Annotated in this window: 17 protein-coding genes; 15 read left to right on the plus strand and 2 right to left on the minus strand. The window is 55.3% G+C overall.

The annotated features are described in order from the left end of the window. Window positions 1-46: 46 nt before the first annotated feature. The 7 genes from TU84_RS19105 (at window position 47) to TU84_RS19135 (ending at window position 7,348) form a co-directional block, all read left to right on the plus strand. The gene (locus TU84_RS19105) at window positions 47-1,249 is read left to right on the plus strand and encodes an ABC transporter substrate-binding protein (RefSeq protein ID WP_048371792.1); all 1,203 of its coding nucleotides are present in this window, start codon (window positions 47-49) and stop codon (window positions 1,247-1,249) included. A 67-nt stretch (window positions 1,250-1,316) separates the two neighbouring features. Beyond that, window positions 1,317-2,177, plus strand: a complete 861-nt coding sequence (locus TU84_RS19110; RefSeq protein ID WP_048371794.1) for a branched-chain amino acid ABC transporter permease — start codon at window positions 1,317-1,319, stop codon at window positions 2,175-2,177. A gap of 1 nt (window position 2,178) precedes the next feature. Continuing rightward, complete coding sequence (locus TU84_RS19115) at window positions 2,179-3,189, plus strand: branched-chain amino acid ABC transporter permease (protein WP_048371796.1); 1,011 nt, start codon at window positions 2,179-2,181, stop codon at window positions 3,187-3,189. Then, window positions 3,186-3,947 (plus strand): ABC transporter ATP-binding protein, encoded by a 762-nt coding sequence (locus TU84_RS19120; protein ID WP_048371797.1) that lies wholly within the window; start codon window positions 3,186-3,188, stop codon window positions 3,945-3,947. Before TU84_RS19115 ends, TU84_RS19120 begins: the two co-directional genes overlap by 4 nt. Then, window positions 3,947-4,642 (plus strand): ABC transporter ATP-binding protein, encoded by a 696-nt coding sequence (locus tag TU84_RS19125; RefSeq protein WP_048371799.1) that lies wholly within the window; start codon window positions 3,947-3,949, stop codon window positions 4,640-4,642. Before TU84_RS19120 ends, TU84_RS19125 begins: the two co-directional genes overlap by 1 nt. Before the next feature lie 16 nt (window positions 4,643-4,658). Further along, on the plus strand, window positions 4,659-5,939 hold the full coding sequence (locus TU84_RS19130) for a Zn-dependent hydrolase (protein WP_048371801.1): 1,281 nt from the start codon (window positions 4,659-4,661) through the stop codon (window positions 5,937-5,939). Then, window positions 5,936-7,348: an amidase gene (locus tag TU84_RS19135; protein ID WP_048371804.1), complete on the plus strand. Its 1,413-nt coding sequence runs from the start codon at window positions 5,936-5,938 to the stop codon at window positions 7,346-7,348. The genes TU84_RS19130 and TU84_RS19135 overlap by 4 nt, the downstream gene beginning before the upstream one ends. A gap of 76 nt (window positions 7,349-7,424) precedes the next feature. Here the strand turns inward: TU84_RS19135 and TU84_RS19140 are convergent, their stop codons facing one another. Beyond that, window positions 7,425-7,985: a nucleotidyltransferase family protein gene (locus tag TU84_RS19140; protein ID WP_048371807.1), complete on the minus strand. Its 561-nt coding sequence runs from the start codon at window positions 7,983-7,985 to the stop codon at window positions 7,425-7,427. A 136-nt stretch (window positions 7,986-8,121) separates the two neighbouring features. Here TU84_RS19140 and cho point away from each other — a divergent pair, with 136 nt between their 5' ends. The 7 genes from cho to TU84_RS19175 all read left to right on the plus strand — a co-directional run bounded on the left by cho (window position 8,122) and on the right by TU84_RS19175 (window position 16,064). After that, window positions 8,122-8,961 (plus strand): excinuclease Cho, encoded by an 840-nt coding sequence (gene cho, locus TU84_RS19145; RefSeq protein WP_048371809.1) that lies wholly within the window; start codon window positions 8,122-8,124, stop codon window positions 8,959-8,961. Window positions 8,962-9,155: 194 nt separating this feature from the next. Continuing rightward, a complete protein-coding gene (locus TU84_RS19150) occupies window positions 9,156-9,593 on the plus strand; it encodes an acetyltransferase (RefSeq protein WP_048371812.1) in 438 nt (145 codons plus the stop codon). Between the two features lie 393 nt (window positions 9,594-9,986). Continuing rightward, a complete protein-coding gene (locus TU84_RS19155; RefSeq protein ID WP_048371814.1) occupies window positions 9,987-10,514 on the plus strand; it encodes a fimbrial protein in 528 nt (175 codons plus the stop codon). Between the two features lie 172 nt (window positions 10,515-10,686). Continuing rightward, window positions 10,687-11,328 (plus strand): fimbrial biogenesis chaperone, encoded by a 642-nt coding sequence (locus TU84_RS19160; protein ID WP_053225266.1) that lies wholly within the window; start codon window positions 10,687-10,689, stop codon window positions 11,326-11,328. A gap of 19 nt (window positions 11,329-11,347) precedes the next feature. Then, window positions 11,348-13,987 carry a fimbria/pilus outer membrane usher protein gene (locus TU84_RS19165; protein WP_082148766.1) on the plus strand — a complete coding sequence of 880 codons (2,640 nt, stop codon included), beginning with the start codon at window positions 11,348-11,350 and terminating at the stop codon, window positions 13,985-13,987. Between the two features lie 26 nt (window positions 13,988-14,013). Next, a complete protein-coding gene (locus TU84_RS19170; RefSeq protein ID WP_048371819.1) occupies window positions 14,014-15,312 on the plus strand; it encodes a fimbrial protein in 1,299 nt (432 codons plus the stop codon). Then, a complete protein-coding gene (locus TU84_RS19175; RefSeq protein ID WP_048371820.1) occupies window positions 15,309-16,064 on the plus strand; it encodes a fimbrial biogenesis chaperone in 756 nt (251 codons plus the stop codon). Before TU84_RS19170 ends, TU84_RS19175 begins: the two co-directional genes overlap by 4 nt. Window positions 16,065-16,193: 129 nt before the next feature. On the opposite strand, the gene TU84_RS19180 is transcribed toward TU84_RS19175, so the two are convergent. Continuing rightward, complete coding sequence (locus TU84_RS19180; RefSeq protein ID WP_053225267.1) at window positions 16,194-16,970, minus strand: APH(3') family aminoglycoside O-phosphotransferase; 777 nt, start codon at window positions 16,968-16,970, stop codon at window positions 16,194-16,196. A gap of 1,084 nt (window positions 16,971-18,054) precedes the next feature. Here TU84_RS19180 and TU84_RS19185 point away from each other — a divergent pair. Then, window positions 18,055-18,270, plus strand: coding sequence for a hypothetical protein (locus TU84_RS19185; protein ID WP_048371822.1), 216 nt, complete (start codon window positions 18,055-18,057; stop codon window positions 18,268-18,270). Window positions 18,271-18,319 lie beyond the last annotated feature (49 nt).

The following is an 18,319-nucleotide window of genomic DNA, read 5'->3' on the forward strand; positions in this document are numbered from 1 at the left end:
TTTGCCATTGCTACTCCTGCCAATAATTAAACCAGGGAGTTACCCCATGCAACGTCGTACTTTGTTGAAAGCTGGCCTGGCTGCTGCCAGCGCTTTAAGCCTTCCGCTTGGCATACGCCAAGCCTTCGCCGCCGAGCCCTTTACCTTCTATGGGTTGAAGTCCATGTCCGGAGCCTTTGCCAGTTACGGCAAGTTTGCCGACATGGGCTCGCGTCTGGCCGTCGAGCAATACCCGCAGTTGCTGGGCAGGCCATTGGTCTACAAGGTGATTGATACCGAAGGCAATGCCGGCAAAGCAGTACGCAAGGTTCAGGAAGCCATTGGCCAGGACGGCGCACGGTTTTTCCAAGGCTGCACCCTGTCATCGTCTGCCCTGGCCGTGGCCAAGGAAGTGAACAAGACTGGCGGAGTGTTCATGACCCCGGTCGGCGCCGATGAAGTCACCGGCAAGGACTGCAACAGTTCGACGTTTCGCTGGTCCGTGCCCACCTATGGCGCGGTGCGTGAAACCCTGATACCGCTGATCAAACGCCTGCCGGAGGCCAAGCGCTGGTACACCATCACCCCACAATACGTGTTCGGCGAGGCACTGCTTGATGGCACCCGGGAAGTGCTCAAAGAACATGGCCTGGAGCTTGTCGGCAACAGTTACCACTCTTTGCAGGAGCAGGAATTCTCCGGCTATTTGACCAACGCCATTTCAGCCAAGCCGGACGTTCTGGTGCTGCTCAATTTCGGCAGCCAGTCGAACAACACCCTGCGTCAGGCCGTGAATTTCGGCATGAAAGAGCGCATGAAAATTTTGCTGGTGTGGTCCGCCGGGCTGGATCAATTCCAGGAGCTGGGCAGTGATGTGCTTGAAGGCGTGTACCTCGGCGCCCAGTACTGGCATCAGGTCGACACCCCGCTCAACCGCGAGCTGGTCAAGGCGACCCGGGCCAAATACGGCATCAACCCAAACTACCCGCTGGCGGCTGACTACATCAGCACCAAGGTCATGCTCGACACCATCGCCGCCACGGGCAGCTTCGATGGCCCCACAGTTGCAAACGCCATGCAGGGCTTGAGCTACGAAGGCCCGACCGGCAAAGAAACCATCCGCGCCGGTGACCATCAAGTGATCAAGGATTACTACCTGATGCTGGGCAAACCGGAGCGCGAAATGACCGACAAGGACGATCTTGCGCTGGTGGTCAGTTCCGGTCAGTCGTTTGCCCCCGTCGCCGACACCGGCTGCGTACTCAGCTAAACCACCGACTATTTAGCACTTGCTACACGCAGCCGGTCAGCCACGACCGCCTGCAGAGGGTATCTGCATGCTCGAACTTTATATGTTTCAAATTCTCAATGGCCTGGGCCTGGGGATGATCTATTTTCTGATTGCGGTCGGACTGACCATCATTTTTGGCCTGTTGAACTTCGTCAACTTCGCTCACGGTGCGTTCTTTCTGCTGGGCGCCTACCTCTGCTACACCGCCGTCAGCCTGACCGGCAACTTCTGGCTGTCGCTGCTGATCGCACCGCTGCTGGTTGCTGCCCTCGCATGGGTGATCGAGCGGGTGCTGATTCAGCGCATTTATAACCTGCCGCACATGTTCCAGATTTTGGTGACGCTGGGTATCGCGCTGATTATTCAAGAAGCCAGCGTGATGATCTGGGGCCCGGTCGGCAAAAGTGTCGCGGTGCCGCCGTTACTGCGCGGCGTGGTGGAAATCGGCGACTTTGTGTACCCCTACTACCGCTTGTTCCTGATTGCCTTCTCGGCGCTGGTGGGCTTTGCCCTGTGGCTGTTGCTGGAACGCACACGCTTCGGCGCGCTGGTTCGCGCCGGCAGTGAAAGTACCGAAACCGTGTCACTGCTGGGCACCAATATCTTCCGCCTGTTTTCCATGACCTTCGCCCTCGGCGCCGGGCTTGCCGGCATTGCCGGGGTGCTGTTCGCGCCATTGCGCGGCGCCCAGCCTTTTGTCGGCCCGGAGATTCTCGGCGTGGCCTTCGTGGTTGTCGTGATCGGCGGCATGGGTTCATTCAGTGGCGCACTGGTGGGCGGTCTGCTGGTGGGTGTGGTGCAAAGCCTGATGACAACTATCTGGCCCCAAGGTGCGAGCCTGATGATCTACGGCGCGATGGCCGTGGTGATTTTGCTGCGTCCTTACGGCCTCTTTGGGAGAGCCTGACATGAGCGAGAAAAACCCCCTGCCCTTCGCCAAAACCCAGTCGCGCTCGATGCTGCTGTGGGTTATTGCGGTGCTGATCGGCCTGCCACTGGTATTGCCCTCGGCCACGCTGGCCACTGAAATCCTGATCTTCGCCATGGCCGCGCTGGCCTGCAACCTGTTGCTGGGTTACACCGGGCTGCTGTCCTTCGGCCAGGGCATCTTCTTTGGCGCCGGTTCTTATTGCGCCGCCTTGCTGATGATTCATCTGCAATGGGGGCTATTCAGCGCACTGCTGGGTGCGGCCATCGCCGGTGCCTTGCTGGCGTTTCTGGTCGGTGCCCTGGCGATTCGCCGTACCGGTATTTACTTTGTGATGCTGACCCTGGCGTTCAGCCAGATGGTGTACTTCCTGACCTACACCCTGAGCGGCTGGACCGGCGGCGACAACGGCCTGCTCGATGTGCCACGGCCTGAAATCCGTATCGGCGACACGTTGCTGATGTCGCTGAGTGATGCGCGCTACTTTTACGGCTTTGTCGCGGTGCTGTTTCTGCTGATTTTCATTGGCGCACGCCGGGTGATTGCCTCGCCCTTTGGCAGCACGTTAATGGCGATCCGCGAGAACGAAACCCGTGCCGCGGCCATCGGCTACGACACCCGTCACTTCAAGATCCTGGTGTTCATGCTGTCGGGCGCAGTCACCGGGGTTGCCGGGGCGCTGTACGCCATGCTGCTGCACTTTGTGCCGCTGTCCAACATCGACCTGATGATGTCCGAAAACATCCTGATCATGACCATTGTCGGGGGTACCGGGTCGCTGTTTGGCTCCTTGCTGGGTGCCGGTTCCATTGTGCTGCTGGGTGATTTCCTGTCAGACCTGTGGCCGCGCTGGCTGATGCTGCTCGGGATCATTTTGATCGTCGTCGTGGTGTTTATGCGCGGCGGTTTGTGGGGTGGATTTACCAGCGCTTTCGAACGCATCAAAGGCTCGCGCAAAAGCCGCCTGCCGATTCAGGAGGAACAGCCATGAGCGCTAAAACACCTTATCTGCTGGAAACCGAGAACCTGAAGCTGTCCTATGGCGCATTCAATGCTGTAAACGGGGTCAACCTGAAGGTCGAGCAAGGCACCATTCATACCGTGATCGGCCCCAATGGCGCGGGTAAAACCAGCCTGTTCCACTGCTTGACCGGCGAGCGCCGGGCCACCGACGGGGCGATTGTGTTTGGCGGTAAAAACATCATCAAAAAGCCGTCCCATGGCCGGGTTGCGTTGGGCATGGCGCGTTCCTTTCAGCTCACCAGTCTGTTCCAGAACCTCAGCGTACGGGAAAACCTGCGTCTTGCCGCTCAGGGCCGTGACGGGCTGGGCGCACTGAACTTCTGGCGCCGGGTAGACAGCAAACGTGAACACCTGGACATGGCAGACCAGGTGCTCGAACGCCTGCAATTGACCGCGCGCGCCAACACCCTGGCGGGCGAACTGTCCCACGGTCAGCAACGGGTGCTGGAGGTGGGCATGTCGATTTGCTCCAAACCCAAACTGCTGATGCTCGACGAGCCTACCTCCGGGATGGGCATTGACGATATTCCGATCATGACCCAACTGATCAGCGACCTGGGCCGCGATCACACCGTGCTGTTGATCGAACACAACATGAGCATTGTGATGTCCATCAGCCAACGCATCACGGTGATGAGCCACGGCCAGATCCTGGTCGAGGGTACCCCTGAATTTGTCCGCGCCGATGAGCGTGTGCGCACCGCCTACCTGGGAGAAGCCGCCTGATGCTAATCGTCGACAACATCCATTCCTACTACGACAAAAGCCACGTGCTCGAGGGCGTCTCGCTGCAGGTCAATCCCGGTGAACTGGTGACCTTGCTGGGCCGTAACGGTGCGGGCAAGACCACGACATTGCGCAGCATTCTTGGGGTTGTCTGCCCGCGCAAAGGGCAGATCCGCTTTAACGGCCAGGACATGGTCGGGCGCAAAATTTTCGAAATCGCCCGCGAAGGCCTGGCCCTGGTGCCGGAGCATCGCGGGATCTTCCGCCTGCTGAGCGTTGAAGAAAACTTGCGCATTGCCCAGCGCAAAAGCAGCCGCTGGCAGCTGGAAGACGTCTACACGATGTTTCCACGCCTCAAGGAACGGCGTAAAAACGCTGGCCATGCGTTGTCCGGCGGAGAACAGCAAATGCTCGCCATTGCCCGCGCCCTGGTCAACGACCCCAAGCTATTGATTCTCGATGAGCCCACCGAAGGCCTGGCACCGGTGATCGTCGATGAACTGGTGAAGATCCTGCGCAAGATCAAGGACGACGGCTTGCCCGTGCTGCTGGTGGAACAAAACCTGATGGTCTGCGACAAGCTTGCCGATCGCCATTACGTGCTTGAACAAGGCCGCGTGGTGTACGAAGGCAGCGCCGCCGATTTCCGTGCCAACCCAACGATCAAGAACCGTTACCTGGCCCTTAGCGCCTGAAGGGAGACTCGTGTCCATGAACAGCCCTATCGTGTTATCCGACCTTTTCAACAGCAACGCGCCGCTGATCAACCGCGACCGTCTTTGGCAATCGCTGATGGACCTGGCACAACTCGGCGCCACGGCCAAGGGCGGTGTCTGCCGTCTGGCCCTGACCGACCTCGACCGCCAGGCCCGCGACCTGTTTGTGCGCTGGTGTGAAGAAGCCGGCTGTACGGTGACCGTTGACGGCATTGGCAATATCTTTGCCCGCCGCGCGGGACGTCAACCCGACCTGCCACCGGTCATGACCGGCAGCCACATCGACACCCAACCCACCGGCGGCAAATTCGATGGTTGCTACGGGGTCATGGCCGGACTGGAAGTCATCCGCACCCTGAACGATCTGCAACTGACCACCGAAGCTCCCATTGAAGTGGTGGTCTGGACCAACGAAGAAGGCTCGCGCTTCCCGCCGTGCATGATGGGCTCCGGGGTGTTTGCCGGTAAATTCGACCTGGACGAAACCCTGAGCAAAGTCGATGAACAAGGCTTGTCAGTCGGTGCCGAGTTGCAGCGTATTGGCTACGCTGGCACCCGCCCGGTGCTCGGGCACCCGGTGGGCGCGTATTTTGAAGCGCACATTGAGCAAGGCCCGGTGCTGGAAGACCGCGCCACCACGATTGGCGTGGTCATGGGTTGCCTCGGCCAGAAGTGGTTTGATCTGACCCTGACCGGCGTTGAAGCCCATGCAGGCCCTACCCCCATGCATTTGCGCAAAGATGCGCTGGTCGGCGCCGCGCACGTGGTCAGCGCCGTCAACCGGATCGCCCACCAGCATCAACCCCATGCGTGCGGCACCGTTGGCTGCCTGACCCTGCACCCAGGCTCGCGTAACGTGATCCCCGGGCAAGTGCACATGACCATCGACCTGCGGCACCTGCATGCCGATCACCTGCAAGCCATGGTGGATGAAGTGCGCGAAGCCATTGAAGTGGCCAGTGTCGAGCACGGCTTGAGTGTTGAGCTGACCCCGACCGCTGACTTCCCGCCGCTGGACTTCAACCCTGCGTGTGTCGATGCCGTGCGCCAGGGCGCGCAACAGTTGGGCTTGAGCCATATGGACATCGTCAGCGGCGCCGGGCACGACGCGATTTTTGTCGCGGAGCTGGGCCCGGCCGGGATGATTTTTGTGCCATGTGAAGGCGGCATCAGCCACAACGAAATCGAAAACGCGGCGCCACAGGACTTGGCTGACGGCTGCGCAGTACTGCTGCGGGCCATGGTCAATGCCGCGCAAGGAGGTAAACAATCATGAGTAATACACCTGACATCGGCCAGATGAACGCCGTCGAACTGCTGGCCCGGTATCGCGATAAAAGCCTCTCTCCAGTGGAAGTGGTCGAGGATGCCCTGCTGCGTATTGAGCGCTACAACCCGGCAGTCAACGCCTACTGCCATGTTGACCCGCAAGGCGCGCTGCAGGCGGCCCGGGAATCGGAGCAGCGCTGGCTGAAGGGCACGCCTTGCGGTGCGCTGGATGGCGTACCGGCCTCGATCAAAGACCTGACCCTGACTCAAGGCATGCCTACACTCAAAGGCTCTCGCACCACCACGGCGCAAGGTCCATGGGAGATTGACGCGCCTTTTAGTGCTTTTATGCGCAAGGCAGGCGCGGTCTTGCTGGGCAAGACCACGACCCCCGAGTTCGGCTGGAAAGGCGTCACCGATAACCCGCTGTACGGCATCACCCGTAATCCCTGGGACACCCGGCTGACCGCAGGCGGCTCATCCGGCGGGGCTGCCGCAGCCGCCTCGCTTAACCTGGGCGTGCTGCATCAGGGCAGCGATGCCGGCGGCTCGATCCGCATCCCTTGCGCGTTTACCGGCACATTTGGCATCAAACCGACCTTCGGCTACGTACCGCAATGGCCGGCCAGTTCCATGACCATCCTTTCGCATCTGGGGCCAATGACCCGCACCGTCGAAGACTCGGTGCTGATGCTGCAAACCGTGGCCAGGCCCGATGCCCGCGATGGCTTGATCGGCGCCCCGCGCACCACGCCCTGGCTTGTACAGAGCGATGACCTCAAGGGTTTGCGCATCGCCTACAGCCCCAACTTCGGCTATGTCGACGTTGATCCGCAGGTCGCCCGCGTCGTGGCCCAAGCGGTGCAGCGTCTGGCCGAACTCGGCGCCCATGTCGAGCAAGTTGACCCTGGCTTCAGCGATCCGCTGGAGACTTTCAACACCCTGTGGTTTGCCGGTGCAGCGCGCTTGGCCGGCCAACTCAGCAGTGCCCAGCGCGAGCTGATGGACCCGGGGCTGCAACGGATTGCCGGCCTTGGCGAGCGCATCACCCTTGAGCAATACAGCACCGCGCTGGAAGCACGGGCGGCATTGGTCGCGCACATGAACGACTTCCATCAGCGCTACGACATTCTGGTCTCGCCCATGCTGCCCATTACCGCATTTGCGGCCGGGCACAACGTGCCGCCCGAGTCCTCATTGACCGACTGGATGCAATGGACCCCGTTCACCTACCCGTTCAACCTGACCCAACAACCGGCGGCCTCAGTGCCCTGCGGGCTGGCCGACAATGGCCTGCCGGTAGGCCTGCATGTGGTCGGCGCACGCTTTGCCGATGACCAGGTACTGCGAGTTTGCCGGGCCTATGAAAAATACTTCGCGCAAAGCCACCCGCATGCGCCAATAACGCCCGTATAAAAACGGTTCCCCCTGTAGGAGCGAGCTTGCCTCGCGATCTTTTAAACGATCAAAAGATCGCGAGGCAAGCTCGCTCCTACAGATTGATAATCGTCAGCCATGGCCAACGCGCTTGGTAGCTTCTGGCCTTGTGCATAAACAAATCAGGCTGCGGGGTTAACGGATTATTGCGTAACAGACCCTGCCCGATATCATCCAGCCCATAAGGCGCATACACCTCGCCGCTGTCAGCGCAAAGCCCCACGCAGGTCCCGGCCACCAGATAACGATCAATACCGTCACGGGCGGTAAACAACTGCGGATAAGGCCTGCCGAAACGTTCGGGATACCAGAGGTGCACCCGGGCCTGGTTCTTGATATCAACGTTCACACCCAGATCCTCGAACAGCTGCCGTGCCTTGATAATGACTTCGTTTTCCGCCTCCCAGGACACATCTTGATCAAAGTAAAAAACGTCGTAATCCTTAACCCCAAACGCCGGCGGCAGGTTTGAGCGATGGTTCCAGACCGCCTGAAACAGGCTGCCCGCCGTCAACAAGCACTGTTCAACGCCCAGCTTGGGCAAGCGCTCCATGAGCTCAGCGTTGACCGGGTTACCCATTGCCAGGCTAACAAAGTGTTCAGGCGTCAAATTCATCGGCAGTCCTTTAGCTTCTGCGTTCCAATTGGGCACAACTCTATCCGGGTTCCATGACCGGTTCTAGCCGCACACACCGGAGCGATTCTGACCGGCGGCTGTCATATGCCGTTACCTATGCCGCACTATAACCACCATGCCTATACGTCCTGCATCACTCGCCCCTGTTTATGAATACCCTGAGCACCTGCGCGCTCAAGTCGCTGCAGCACCGCGAGCGCCAGGGGTTTACTTCTTTTATGCGCAAGACGACTCGATGCCGCTGTACATCGGTAAAAGTGTCGATATCCGCAGCCGACTGCTGGCACACCTGCGAACACCCGAAGAAGCCCGCATGCTGCGCCAAGCAAAAAGAATCGAGTATGTGCAAACCGCCGGAGAAATCGGCGCGCTGCTGCTGGAATCGCGCCTGATCAAAGAACTGCAACCCCTCAAAAACAAGCGATTACGCAAGCAACGCCGGTTGTGCTCAATACGCGTCATCAAGGGTGCTGTAGACATCATCGACACCACAGACTTGCCCGGCGCCAGCCCGTTGTACGGGCTGTTCCGCAACAAGCGCATGGCCACTGAAGCGTTGATGCTGATCGCTGACGAGCAGCGCCTGTGCCACAGCCTGCTCGGCATCGAAAAAGCGATGGGCCGCAGTTGCTTCAGAGCACAAATCGGCAAATGCGCAGGCGCCTGCAGAGGTGATGAAAGCCATGCTGCCCACACCGAACGCTTGTTAACCGCGCTTGCCCGCTGGGCCGTACACCGCTGGCCCTTCCCCTGCGCAATCGCCCTGCACGAGCGCCACGGTGAACATGAGGAATACCACGTCGTGGACGGCTGGCATTACATCGGCACCTACGCCACGGAAGCTGAAGCCAGACAGGCACCGAAAAGCACCGGCCAGGCATTTGATGCCGATTGCTACAAGATCCTCGTGCGTCCGCTGCTGCTAGAGGGTGCCGAGTTGATCATGCTTGGGTAGTGGTCGGCCCCTACCCACCTTCTTGACATCTTTAACGTGCCCCGGCAAATTGGCCGCCCATTCTTTTTCGGCCCCTCTTAAGTGCACCGCCCAGGCGTTAACTCGCGAAGCGGTCATACCTGAAGCCGACTCTTAATCGGTCGCCACTGCCCGGCGCACCCATCATCAGACCTAAAGAGAAGAAGGATGATTTCATGATCATTCGCAAGGGTAACGCTGTGGACCATCCGCAGTTGCTGAACATCTGGCTGCGCGCAGTTCAGGCCACTCACGATTTTTTGCAGCCATCCGACATCGAAGCACTGACACCGCAGTTACGTGACAGCTACTTGCCAGCCGTAGAGCTGTGGGTCGCGGCAAATACTGGAGACTGGCCACTAGGGTTCATTGGACTGAGTGACAACCATGTGGAAATGCTCTTCGTAGACCCACAACAGCATGGCCAAGGCATTGGCCGAGCCCTGCTGGACCATGTCCGTACATCGCGCGCGACGCTCAGCGTGGATGTCAACGAGCAAAACCCACAGGCCGTAGGGTTCTACCTGCACTACGGGTTCGTGCAAACGGGGCGTTCGCCACTGGACGGTGAAGGACGACCCTTCCCGTTATTGCACATGAGCTTGCCTGAGTAAAAAGGTTGGGGCTGTGTGTCACACTGCATACAGCCCCGCAACAGGCCCCCATGAAAGAGATGACGATCTAGCTTAAAAACCAACTCTCCCATATTCAAAAATCGCCTACGTCTTGAATTGCCCCATAGCGCGAACGTGTATTACCGATCTGATAAAAAGTTCCATTACTTGTGCAATTAGATAAAAAACCCAACTGACCACACGGCAACACCCCCACTTTAAACAATGATTAAAACAGCACAGCAGACTCTCAGTAACACCTCGCCAAATCACACAGCCTAGACACTATCAACGACAACACAAATTTTATTTTATATTTGCATTTTGACAAAACGCCTTCTTAACTCTTTCCGGCTTTAGGAGTACATCTAAACCTCACACAGGAGTTACACCATGAAACGGATCGCTTTAATCCTCGCCGCTACATTCCCTGTCATGGCTTTCGCAGCTTCTCAAAACACCATCACGTTTAACGGACAAGTCACCGATCAAACATGTACGGTTGCAGTCAATGGTAATGCGGCCAGCCCGATGATCCTGCTACCCACTGTGAGTGCCACATCGTTGAGTGCCGCGAACAGCAAATCCGGAGAGACCCCTTTCACTGTAAGCATCAGCGGTTGCACTGCCCCATCATCAACAGCCCTGGCGATCAAAACTGCATTCTTGGGCAACAACGTGACCAGTGCTGGCAACCTTGGCAGCTCAGGTACAGCCACAAACGTACAAATTCAATTGCTTAGCGCACCTGCAGGTACGGCCATCGTACTTGAAGGGGTCACCTCGGTGGCCGGTCTGGTTCTACCCAGCGCGCAAACTGAAACCAGCCATGATTTCGCTGCGCAGTATGTCAGCGAAACAGGTGGTGCCACTGCGGGTACAGTTACAGCCAGCGTGCAATACGCTTTGGATTATCTGTAAGACAGTAGTCCACTCTACCGGGCAATACGCCCGGTAGAGTTGTCTCCCCCTAACTTCCCTACTCTTTACACGTTGTGTGCGGATTGCCATGTCACGCCTAATAAAACTAACTCAGACCTTCACTCTAACTCTCCTGGCACTTTCAGTGAATCCTGTTAGTGCCAGTGTCATCATGACCGGCACCCGAGTGATATACCCTGCTCAGGCGCAAGAAAAAACCGTGCAGTTGACCAATCAGAATGCACTGCCCTATATCGTGCAAATGTGGATTGATAACGATCCTGACAATAATGAACCGAAAAATACCACTTCACCTTTTATTGCCAATCCGCAAATTTTTCGTATTAACCCGAATGCCGGACAGACTGTTCGCTTGGTCTTTACTGGTAACAGGTTAGCCAAAGACAGAGAAACACTCTTTTATCTTAGTTTCTTGCAAATGCCGGCCATCAAGGCCAGCGAATTACAGGCCAACAAGTTGCTGGTTGGCGTGAACAGCCGGATGAAACTGTTCTACCGCCCTCAGCAACTGGCGGGCAACCCGGATGAACTGAGTAAATCACTTAGCTTCAAAGTGCAAGGCAGGTCCATCGTCGCCAGCAATCGCAGTGGTTACTACGCCACCGTGCGCGACGCGAAGGTGATCCATGGCGGTCAAACACTTACCGTAAATCAGGCTGTGATGATTCCGCCACTGAGTGAAGTCAACTGGATGCTTCCCACTCATACGTCAGCCAGCAAAGGCGACATGCTACGCCTGACGTTAGTCAACGATTACGGTGCAGATGTCATCAATGACCTCCTTATTAACTGATGGCTCGGGATGAGTGTTTATGCTTGTGCGTCGCGTTTATGTATTTAAAAAGGATTTTAAGGTTTCACGCTTATATGGATTACGCGATCTGGTAGGAGCATCGGCGTTAACCACTGTCAGTTTGTTGTGCCCTGATCCGGTTCTGGCAGAACCTGCCACAGTGAGCGCTAACGACCCATACGTTTTCGACGACAACATGATGTTCGGTAATGGCTCGTTATCGCGTTTCAACCGTATTAACGCAGTAGAACCAGGGCAGTACAAAGTCGATCTATTTATCAACCGGCGTTTTGTAGATCGGGTTGACTTGCGCTTTGCCAGCCAGGGAAATGGCGATGTCCAGCCCTGTCTGTCAGAGAAACTGCTGGAGTCTTCAGGTGTGCTTAAAAGCGCCATTCATACCACCGACGACAATCAATGCCTGATCCTCTCACAGGCCATCCACGGCGCCTCCACGGCTTTCGATTTTTCGATACTGAGACTGGATTTAAGCATCCCGCAGAGCCTGATGATCAACACGCCAAGGGGTTACGTGCCAACACAGAGTCTTGATGCTGGCAGCCTTATGGGCTTCGTCAATTACAGCGCCAACCAATATCATGTGACTCGCTCCGGTAAAAACAACAGCAGTACAGATTCGAGTTATCTGTCCCTGAACAGTGGCTTGAACGTGGGTCTATGGCGCTTGCGCCAACAGGGAAACTGGCGTTATGACAACGATTACGGATCGCACTGGAATACGACCCGTACATACGCCCAACGAGCATTACCTGGCATTAAGGGCGACCTGACTGCAGGCCAGGGGTTTACGTCGGGGCGTTTTTTTTCAGGGCTAAGTTATACCGGTATTGAGATCGCCTCTGACGACCGCATGTTGCCCGAGTCACAGCGCGGATATGCGCCCACGATACGAGGAGTCGCTACCAGCAACGCACAAGTGATCGTGCGTCAGAACGGCAATGATATTTATCAAACTACCGTCACGCCGGGTCCATTTGAGATCAATGACCTTTATTCAACCAACTACAACGGCGACCTCGAAGTCTCTGTGATTGAAGCTGATGGTAACGTCAGCACGTTTACGGTGCCCTTCTCGGCGGTTCCAGAATCGTTGCGCCCTGGCGTGTCTCGCTACAGCTTGGCGCTGGGACGAACCCGAGACAACGGAGATCACGATCCGTTTGGTGAGGTGACCTACCAAATCGGCCTGAGCAATAGCATTACCGCCAACAGCGGCCTGAGAATCGCGGATCGTTATCAGGCGTTCGTAGTAGGAGGCGTGTACTCCAGCAGCCTGGGTGCATTCGGCCTGGATACTACGTACTCACGGGCTGACTTGCCCGGAGACGGTCAGTTGGATGGCTGGATGGGACGTCTGTCATACAGTCGAACGTTTCAGCCCACCAACACTACCTTATCAATAGCCGGGTATCGCTATTCCACTGAAGGCTATCGCGATTTGGGCGATGTCTTAGGGGTACGCAGATCGACTCGAAAAAACGAAACCTGGGAGTCGACAAGCTACATGCAGCGCTCGCGCTTCGAAGTGTCGATTAACCAAAGCCTTGATGACATGGGCAGCGTGTTTCTGTCGGGCTCGACCCAAGACTATCGCAATGGTCGAGACCGCGACACTCAGTTACAGTTTGGCTGGTCCAACACACTGCGTAACAATATCAGCCTGAACCTGACAACATCACGACAGACTACCGGCAGTTACCTGAACCGCCGCAGCGGGCACTATGACGATCCGCTCGACAACACATTCGCCAATGGTGGTCTTGGCATTGCTCGTACAGACGGCAGAAGCGAAACCGTCACACTACTGTCCGTGTCTTTCCCGCTCGGCAGCCCCGGTCGCCCTAACACGCCCTATCTAAGTACCTCGGTCACCCATAGCTCGGACTCTGGCAATGTGTATCAAACCTCGTTATCAGGCACTCAGAGCGACGATCAGTCGCTGAGTTATGGCATTGACGCCTCTCGCGATGCCCAACAAAAGCTCAACGTTTTTAGTGCCAGCCTTCAAAAATATCTGCCCAACGCTTCTCTGAGTGCCACAGCCTCCAAAAGTCAGGATTACTGGCAGGCCTCAGGGAGTGCCCGCGGTGCTCTGGCAGTGCACGAGGGGGGTATCACTTTTGGCCCGTACTTGAGCGATACCTTTGCGCTGATCGAAGCCAAGGGTGCCAGTGGTGCCAAAGTCATGAGCGCAAGCGGAGCCACAATCGATAGCCGAGGGTATGCACTGGTGCCGTCACTAACGCCATACCGCTACAACTCCGTTGTCATCAACCCGGAAGGTATCAGTGAAAAGACGGAAATCGGCAATGGCCAACAACGCGTTGCTCCATATGCGGGGGCGGCAGTCAAGGTCAAGTTCAATACAGTGATTGGCAACGCAATTCTGGTAAAAGCCCTACGCAGTGATGGCAAAGCGGTGCCCATGGGAGCCGATGTACTGGATGACAGCGACAGCGTAATTGGCATGGTCGGCCAAGGCAGCCAGGCCTACCTTCGGACCGACAAACTCAAAGGCACGTTGGTCGCACGCTGGGGCGACGCTCCAGAAGAACGATGCAGCATGCACTTCGACCTGACTCGACAGGATGTCAGTCAGGCTCTGATCAAGATCAATAGCGAGTGCCGCATCCCATGATCCCTTTTTACAAAAAGAACACCCTAATGATGATTTCCCGTTATCGATTAACGCTCACACTTATCGTGATGTTCGGGGCAGTCATTTCTGACGCTCAGGCAACCTGCAGCAGGATCTACTCCGGCATCCAGACACGAGACAACAGTACAGCACAACTTACCTTCGGCCGGATCAACCTGACATCAGCCCACTTACAGCCCGTGGGCACTGTGCTAGGTTCAATCGTAATTTCACCGGCTTCCGCCCCCGGACTGACCAGTGAAACATTAATGTGGGAATGTGATATCACTGATGCTGATGACCTCTACGAACTTTTTGCCACTAATGGTGATGATCGGGTGGGCGGATTCTGGGACATTGGGGCTGCCGATGGTCTGCCTAATTACTTTGCGACCTGGTTTCCTTATGTTGCAATCAGGCTGACTCATGTCAATTCCGGCCAGGTTTACACCCGTTACTGGCAGCAAGCCCGGATCACCGAATACGACACGGTAGGCAACAAGATCCAGATTAAGGCAAAACACTTGAGCTTGATCCAGGCCGAGCTCGTTCGTGTGTCAAGTCTCCCTCCAACGACAGGCTCAGTTTCAAATTACTGCACTGGAACAGCCGCCAGCAGTGGTAGTGGTGTTTATCCTTACACCTGTACACAACCCAACGGCTATATCCAGTTCCAGGGTGGCGGTATCAAGTCCGACTCGGTCGGGGAAGACTCCAGCAGATACTACAGATTTTGGGGCGCTCGAAACGGCGTTGGGTACGGCATGCGCTCGGCGGCGTCAATCAGCTACGCTGCCACTTGTGTAGCCAGAAACGTCACACCTGTCGTCACCTTCCTGCCCGTCACCGCCGCTGAGCTTAACCAGGGAGCCACGCGCAGCAGCGACTTCACCATTGATCTTGAATGCGATAACGCGGTGAATTCCGGAACATCAACCAATCAAACAGCACTCGGTATTCAAGTCGCTCAAAGCGCCTATACCCAAGCCCAATCCATGGGTCTTGTGACCAGTGGCGGCGCAGTCACTCACTTATTGTCCAACGGCTATGGCAGCGATCCGTCGGTTGCGACGGGTGTCGGGATCAGCCTGCGCAACGCAAAGGACGGCACTGCCATGAATTTTTTAGGTTGGTCCAACACCGGCACCGGTGCCTCCGGTGGCTGGTACCCGGTCTTGGATGGGGCGAGCAGCAATGGGAGCAACACGCAGAACTTCACCAATTATTCGCAGACCATCACTGCCACCCTCAGTGCACTGCCCGGTTTGACGGTCAAACCGGGAAAAGTCAACGCAACTGCTTATGTCTTGGTGAAAGTACAATGAATAAAAAAAAATGTGCGCAATTGCTGCTTTGGGGAGGGTTAATGCTGAGCGCTTTGCAAAGCGCTCATGCCGGCGTCATGCCGGAAAGGACCCGGCTGATCTTCCACGAGGGGCAAACACAGCGCTCGCTGATGCTTGCCAATACTAATACCTATCCGGTCGTTGTACAAACCTGGCTCGACAACGGCGAGGGTAATCAAGCCCCGGAAAATGCTGTGTCAACCATGGTCGCACTGCCCTCGGTATTCAAGCTGCAAGCAGGCGCCATTCAAGGCTTGCGAATCGTTCAAGATGCTAGCTCACTTCCAAGAGACCGCGAGTCGGTGAGTTGGCTGAACATTTACGAGATCCCGCCCACCAAAACGATTGGCCCGATGCTTGCGACTCAAGTTGCTGTGGCAATGAACACCCAAATGAAGGTGTTCTACCGCCCTGCCAACTTACCTGTTCCCCCGGAAAAAATGGCCACATTGCTCACCTTCAGCCTTAAGCAACACGCTGGTGGCTGGATCTTGGTATGTCACAACCCCACCCCTTATCACGCCTCATTTTCCTCTCTGAGTGTAATGGATGAAGGTCGAGAGCGCGCCAATGCCAAAACGCTGGACATGATGACCCCTCCTTTAAGCGACAAACCCTATTCATTGGCCTCCTTTAGCCTTGATGTTCAGAGCAAGCTGACTGTGAATTACACGCTGATTGATGATGAGGGCCACTATCACGACGCAAGTACAACCGTGAAAATTCCCTAGAATCGACTGAAGGGTCTATGCCCCATCTACTCGGTAGGCTTGGAAGCCAAGACAATTGTACCGTTGAATGTCTGGCATTTTCTAAATCGCTCTATGGTGTGTTACAGGCAGAGCCCATGGCGAGGAACTCTAGAAAAATTCGTCCAACTGCTCGAAAAACTCGCGCTTGGCCGGTTCATCTCCCTCGCCCAACTCAGTTAGAAACTCACCGGCAACGCCCAAAGAGACGTCTTTACGCAAAAAGCGATGAACAAAGGCAATGTCCAACCATCGATCGGCACTCCCGCCACGACCCAAATCAATGAAGTGCAGCGTGTCATGGGCATCGACAAACACATTGGCCCCACACAGATCGCCGTGACTGAACACTCGGTCCTCTGGCGGCTTCGTTTTATGCAGGCGAGCGACAAGATCCAGCGGAGTCTGCAAGTAAGGCCACTGCTGCAGGTTGTAACAATCCTCGCCCAAGTTATGTGCCAGCAGATAGTCCAGCTCATGCAGACGCGTTTCAACACTTGAATCAAACGGGCAATCGTGGATTGGCACAGCCTGTAACTGCCGCACCGCCTCGCAAAAAAACATGATGATCGAAGACGGGTCATTGATACGCGCCTGAAGGGGTTGCCCTTCGACACAACGCGTAATCATGAACTCACCTTCAACGCTTTCCGCGACAGCCACCACTTCAGGGACTCTCAGGCGATCTGCGAGCCAGGACAAGACCCGCGCCTCTCGTAACACGCTATACGTGGTAGGTGCCAAGATAGCCGGGCAAGTCTTGAGAAATAAACGATCGTTACCACGTTTGAAGCTATAAACATCGCAGGGGGATTCACCGATCTCGTCGGCTCTCAGCGCGGCGCCACCTATGAATTGTTCAATAGTGCGAGGCAATTTGATGATCATTGGTACTCGACTCGACAGGCTTTGAAACTCATTTCAGCCGTCACCATAACAAAATTGTAGGAGCGAGCTTGTCTCGCGATCTTTTGCTTTTGAAAATCAAAAGATCGCGAGACAAGCTCGCTCCTACAGGCTCAATGTTTACTTAAGTCAATTGCAATTCCGATTCCTGATAAACTCCCGGCCATTACGCCTCAGCAGAAGCTTGAGCGCACAGCCTTTCATATTCCAGCCTGCCTCGCCTTAAGTCCTCATCATTTAAGGGCTTTGCTGCACTGCGGTACATCAAGCCTATAAAGCGGCTGGAAATGCATACTTTTGAACGATAGATCATGACTAAAATTATCGCTGAAACCACCGTTATAGAGCGCTCAGAACCCTCCAGAAGATTTTCTGTGGCACCCATGATGGATCGTGTCGATCAATCTTAAAAGTCTATATATTTCATATAGTTATACAAAAAATCCGCATTGCTTAAGCAAAATTTCAGCAACCCCTGCCATGCTAAGCAAATTCAGCAAAGAACCTCTCGCAGAGTTCGTCCAATCACCGGCAGAACGGGCGCTTGTTGTGCTGACCACAATCTGCGTCTAGCAGCTCATGCATGTCGGTGAGTTGCAACTCCATGCGCGGTATATCTGCAGCTTCCACGAACAGGCACTCAAACGTCACTCGTATCTTAAAACTTCCTCCCCCCCAGCAGTGCTTGCAAAAAAACTGAAATGCTATAAGAATCAGAAAATTAGCCTCCCAGCTTAGTGCGGGTTTGACAGATCGCTTAAGAAGAGAAGAGCAAGGCCGGATAAAAAATCTCAATAATCGAGAGATTACATTTAAATCCAGACAATCAGAATAGCTTAAAATGCACCTTTTCAGCTGTGCCAGAGACGTATGTTGATTTTTTCAGACGCTGGATGCATGTCCAAAGTGCGCGCACACTGCATGAATGCACATTTATACTTTGGATCACCTCCCCCAAAAAACTGCCGCTCGATTTAAGAATTTAAAAAAAAATAAAATTCAATAAAAACCATTATCTCAATTGAAATCACCAAAAACTACAGAGATATTTTAATGGAAAATTATCATGTCTAATCCCGAACTACTGCCCATGCTACTCCATAGAATAAACGAAAACCAACTAGCCTTAGAAGCAGCTATAATGGAGCTTACAAAGTGGATTGAGCAGAGAGGATCAATAGATGTAGGAAGAAATGTTAGAGGGGCACTAGAGGTTATCGAATACAACTCAAAATATATCGATTCCGCAATTAAAATATACGCACAGCATAAAGAATTTTAATAAAACAAGTGCCTCATGGCGCAGAGCTTAGAGGCACAAACATAAAAGC

Source organism: Pseudomonas helleri, assembly GCF_001043025.1.
GTDB lineage: Bacteria > Pseudomonadota > Gammaproteobacteria > Pseudomonadales > Pseudomonadaceae > Aquipseudomonas > Aquipseudomonas helleri.

What these genes read in the sequence shown, in the direction of transcription:
- TU84_RS19105 (WP_048371792.1), top strand. Translation starts at nt 47, where the DNA reads ATGCAACGTCGTACTTTGTTGAAAGCTGGCCTGGCTGCTGCCAGCGCT.
- TU84_RS19110 (WP_048371794.1), top strand. Translation starts at nt 1,317, where the DNA reads ATGCTCGAACTTTATATGTTTCAAATTCTCAATGGCCTGGGCCTGGGG.
- TU84_RS19115 (WP_048371796.1), top strand. Translation starts at nt 2,179, where the DNA reads ATGAGCGAGAAAAACCCCCTGCCCTTCGCCAAAACCCAGTCGCGCTCG.
- TU84_RS19120 (WP_048371797.1), top strand. Translation starts at nt 3,186, where the DNA reads ATGAGCGCTAAAACACCTTATCTGCTGGAAACCGAGAACCTGAAGCTG.
- TU84_RS19125 (WP_048371799.1), top strand. Translation starts at nt 3,947, where the DNA reads ATGCTAATCGTCGACAACATCCATTCCTACTACGACAAAAGCCACGTG.
- TU84_RS19130 (WP_048371801.1), top strand. Translation starts at nt 4,659, where the DNA reads ATGAACAGCCCTATCGTGTTATCCGACCTTTTCAACAGCAACGCGCCG.
- TU84_RS19135 (WP_048371804.1), top strand. Translation starts at nt 5,936, where the DNA reads ATGAGTAATACACCTGACATCGGCCAGATGAACGCCGTCGAACTGCTG.
- TU84_RS19140 (WP_048371807.1), bottom strand. Translation starts at nt 7,985, where the DNA reads ATGAATTTGACGCCTGAACACTTTGTTAGCCTGGCAATGGGTAACCCG.
- cho (WP_048371809.1), top strand. Translation starts at nt 8,122, where the DNA reads ATGCCTATACGTCCTGCATCACTCGCCCCTGTTTATGAATACCCTGAG.
- TU84_RS19150 (WP_048371812.1), top strand. Translation starts at nt 9,156, where the DNA reads ATGATCATTCGCAAGGGTAACGCTGTGGACCATCCGCAGTTGCTGAAC.
- TU84_RS19155 (WP_048371814.1), top strand. Translation starts at nt 9,987, where the DNA reads ATGAAACGGATCGCTTTAATCCTCGCCGCTACATTCCCTGTCATGGCT.
- TU84_RS19160 (WP_053225266.1), top strand. Translation starts at nt 10,687, where the DNA reads ATGACCGGCACCCGAGTGATATACCCTGCTCAGGCGCAAGAAAAAACC.
- TU84_RS19165 (WP_082148766.1), top strand. Translation starts at nt 11,348, where the DNA reads ATGCTTGTGCGTCGCGTTTATGTATTTAAAAAGGATTTTAAGGTTTCA.
- TU84_RS19170 (WP_048371819.1), top strand. Translation starts at nt 14,014, where the DNA reads ATGATGATTTCCCGTTATCGATTAACGCTCACACTTATCGTGATGTTC.
- TU84_RS19175 (WP_048371820.1), top strand. Translation starts at nt 15,309, where the DNA reads ATGAATAAAAAAAAATGTGCGCAATTGCTGCTTTGGGGAGGGTTAATG.
- TU84_RS19180 (WP_053225267.1), bottom strand. Translation starts at nt 16,970, where the DNA reads ATGATCATCAAATTGCCTCGCACTATTGAACAATTCATAGGTGGCGCC.
- TU84_RS19185 (WP_048371822.1), top strand. Translation starts at nt 18,055, where the DNA reads ATGTCTAATCCCGAACTACTGCCCATGCTACTCCATAGAATAAACGAA.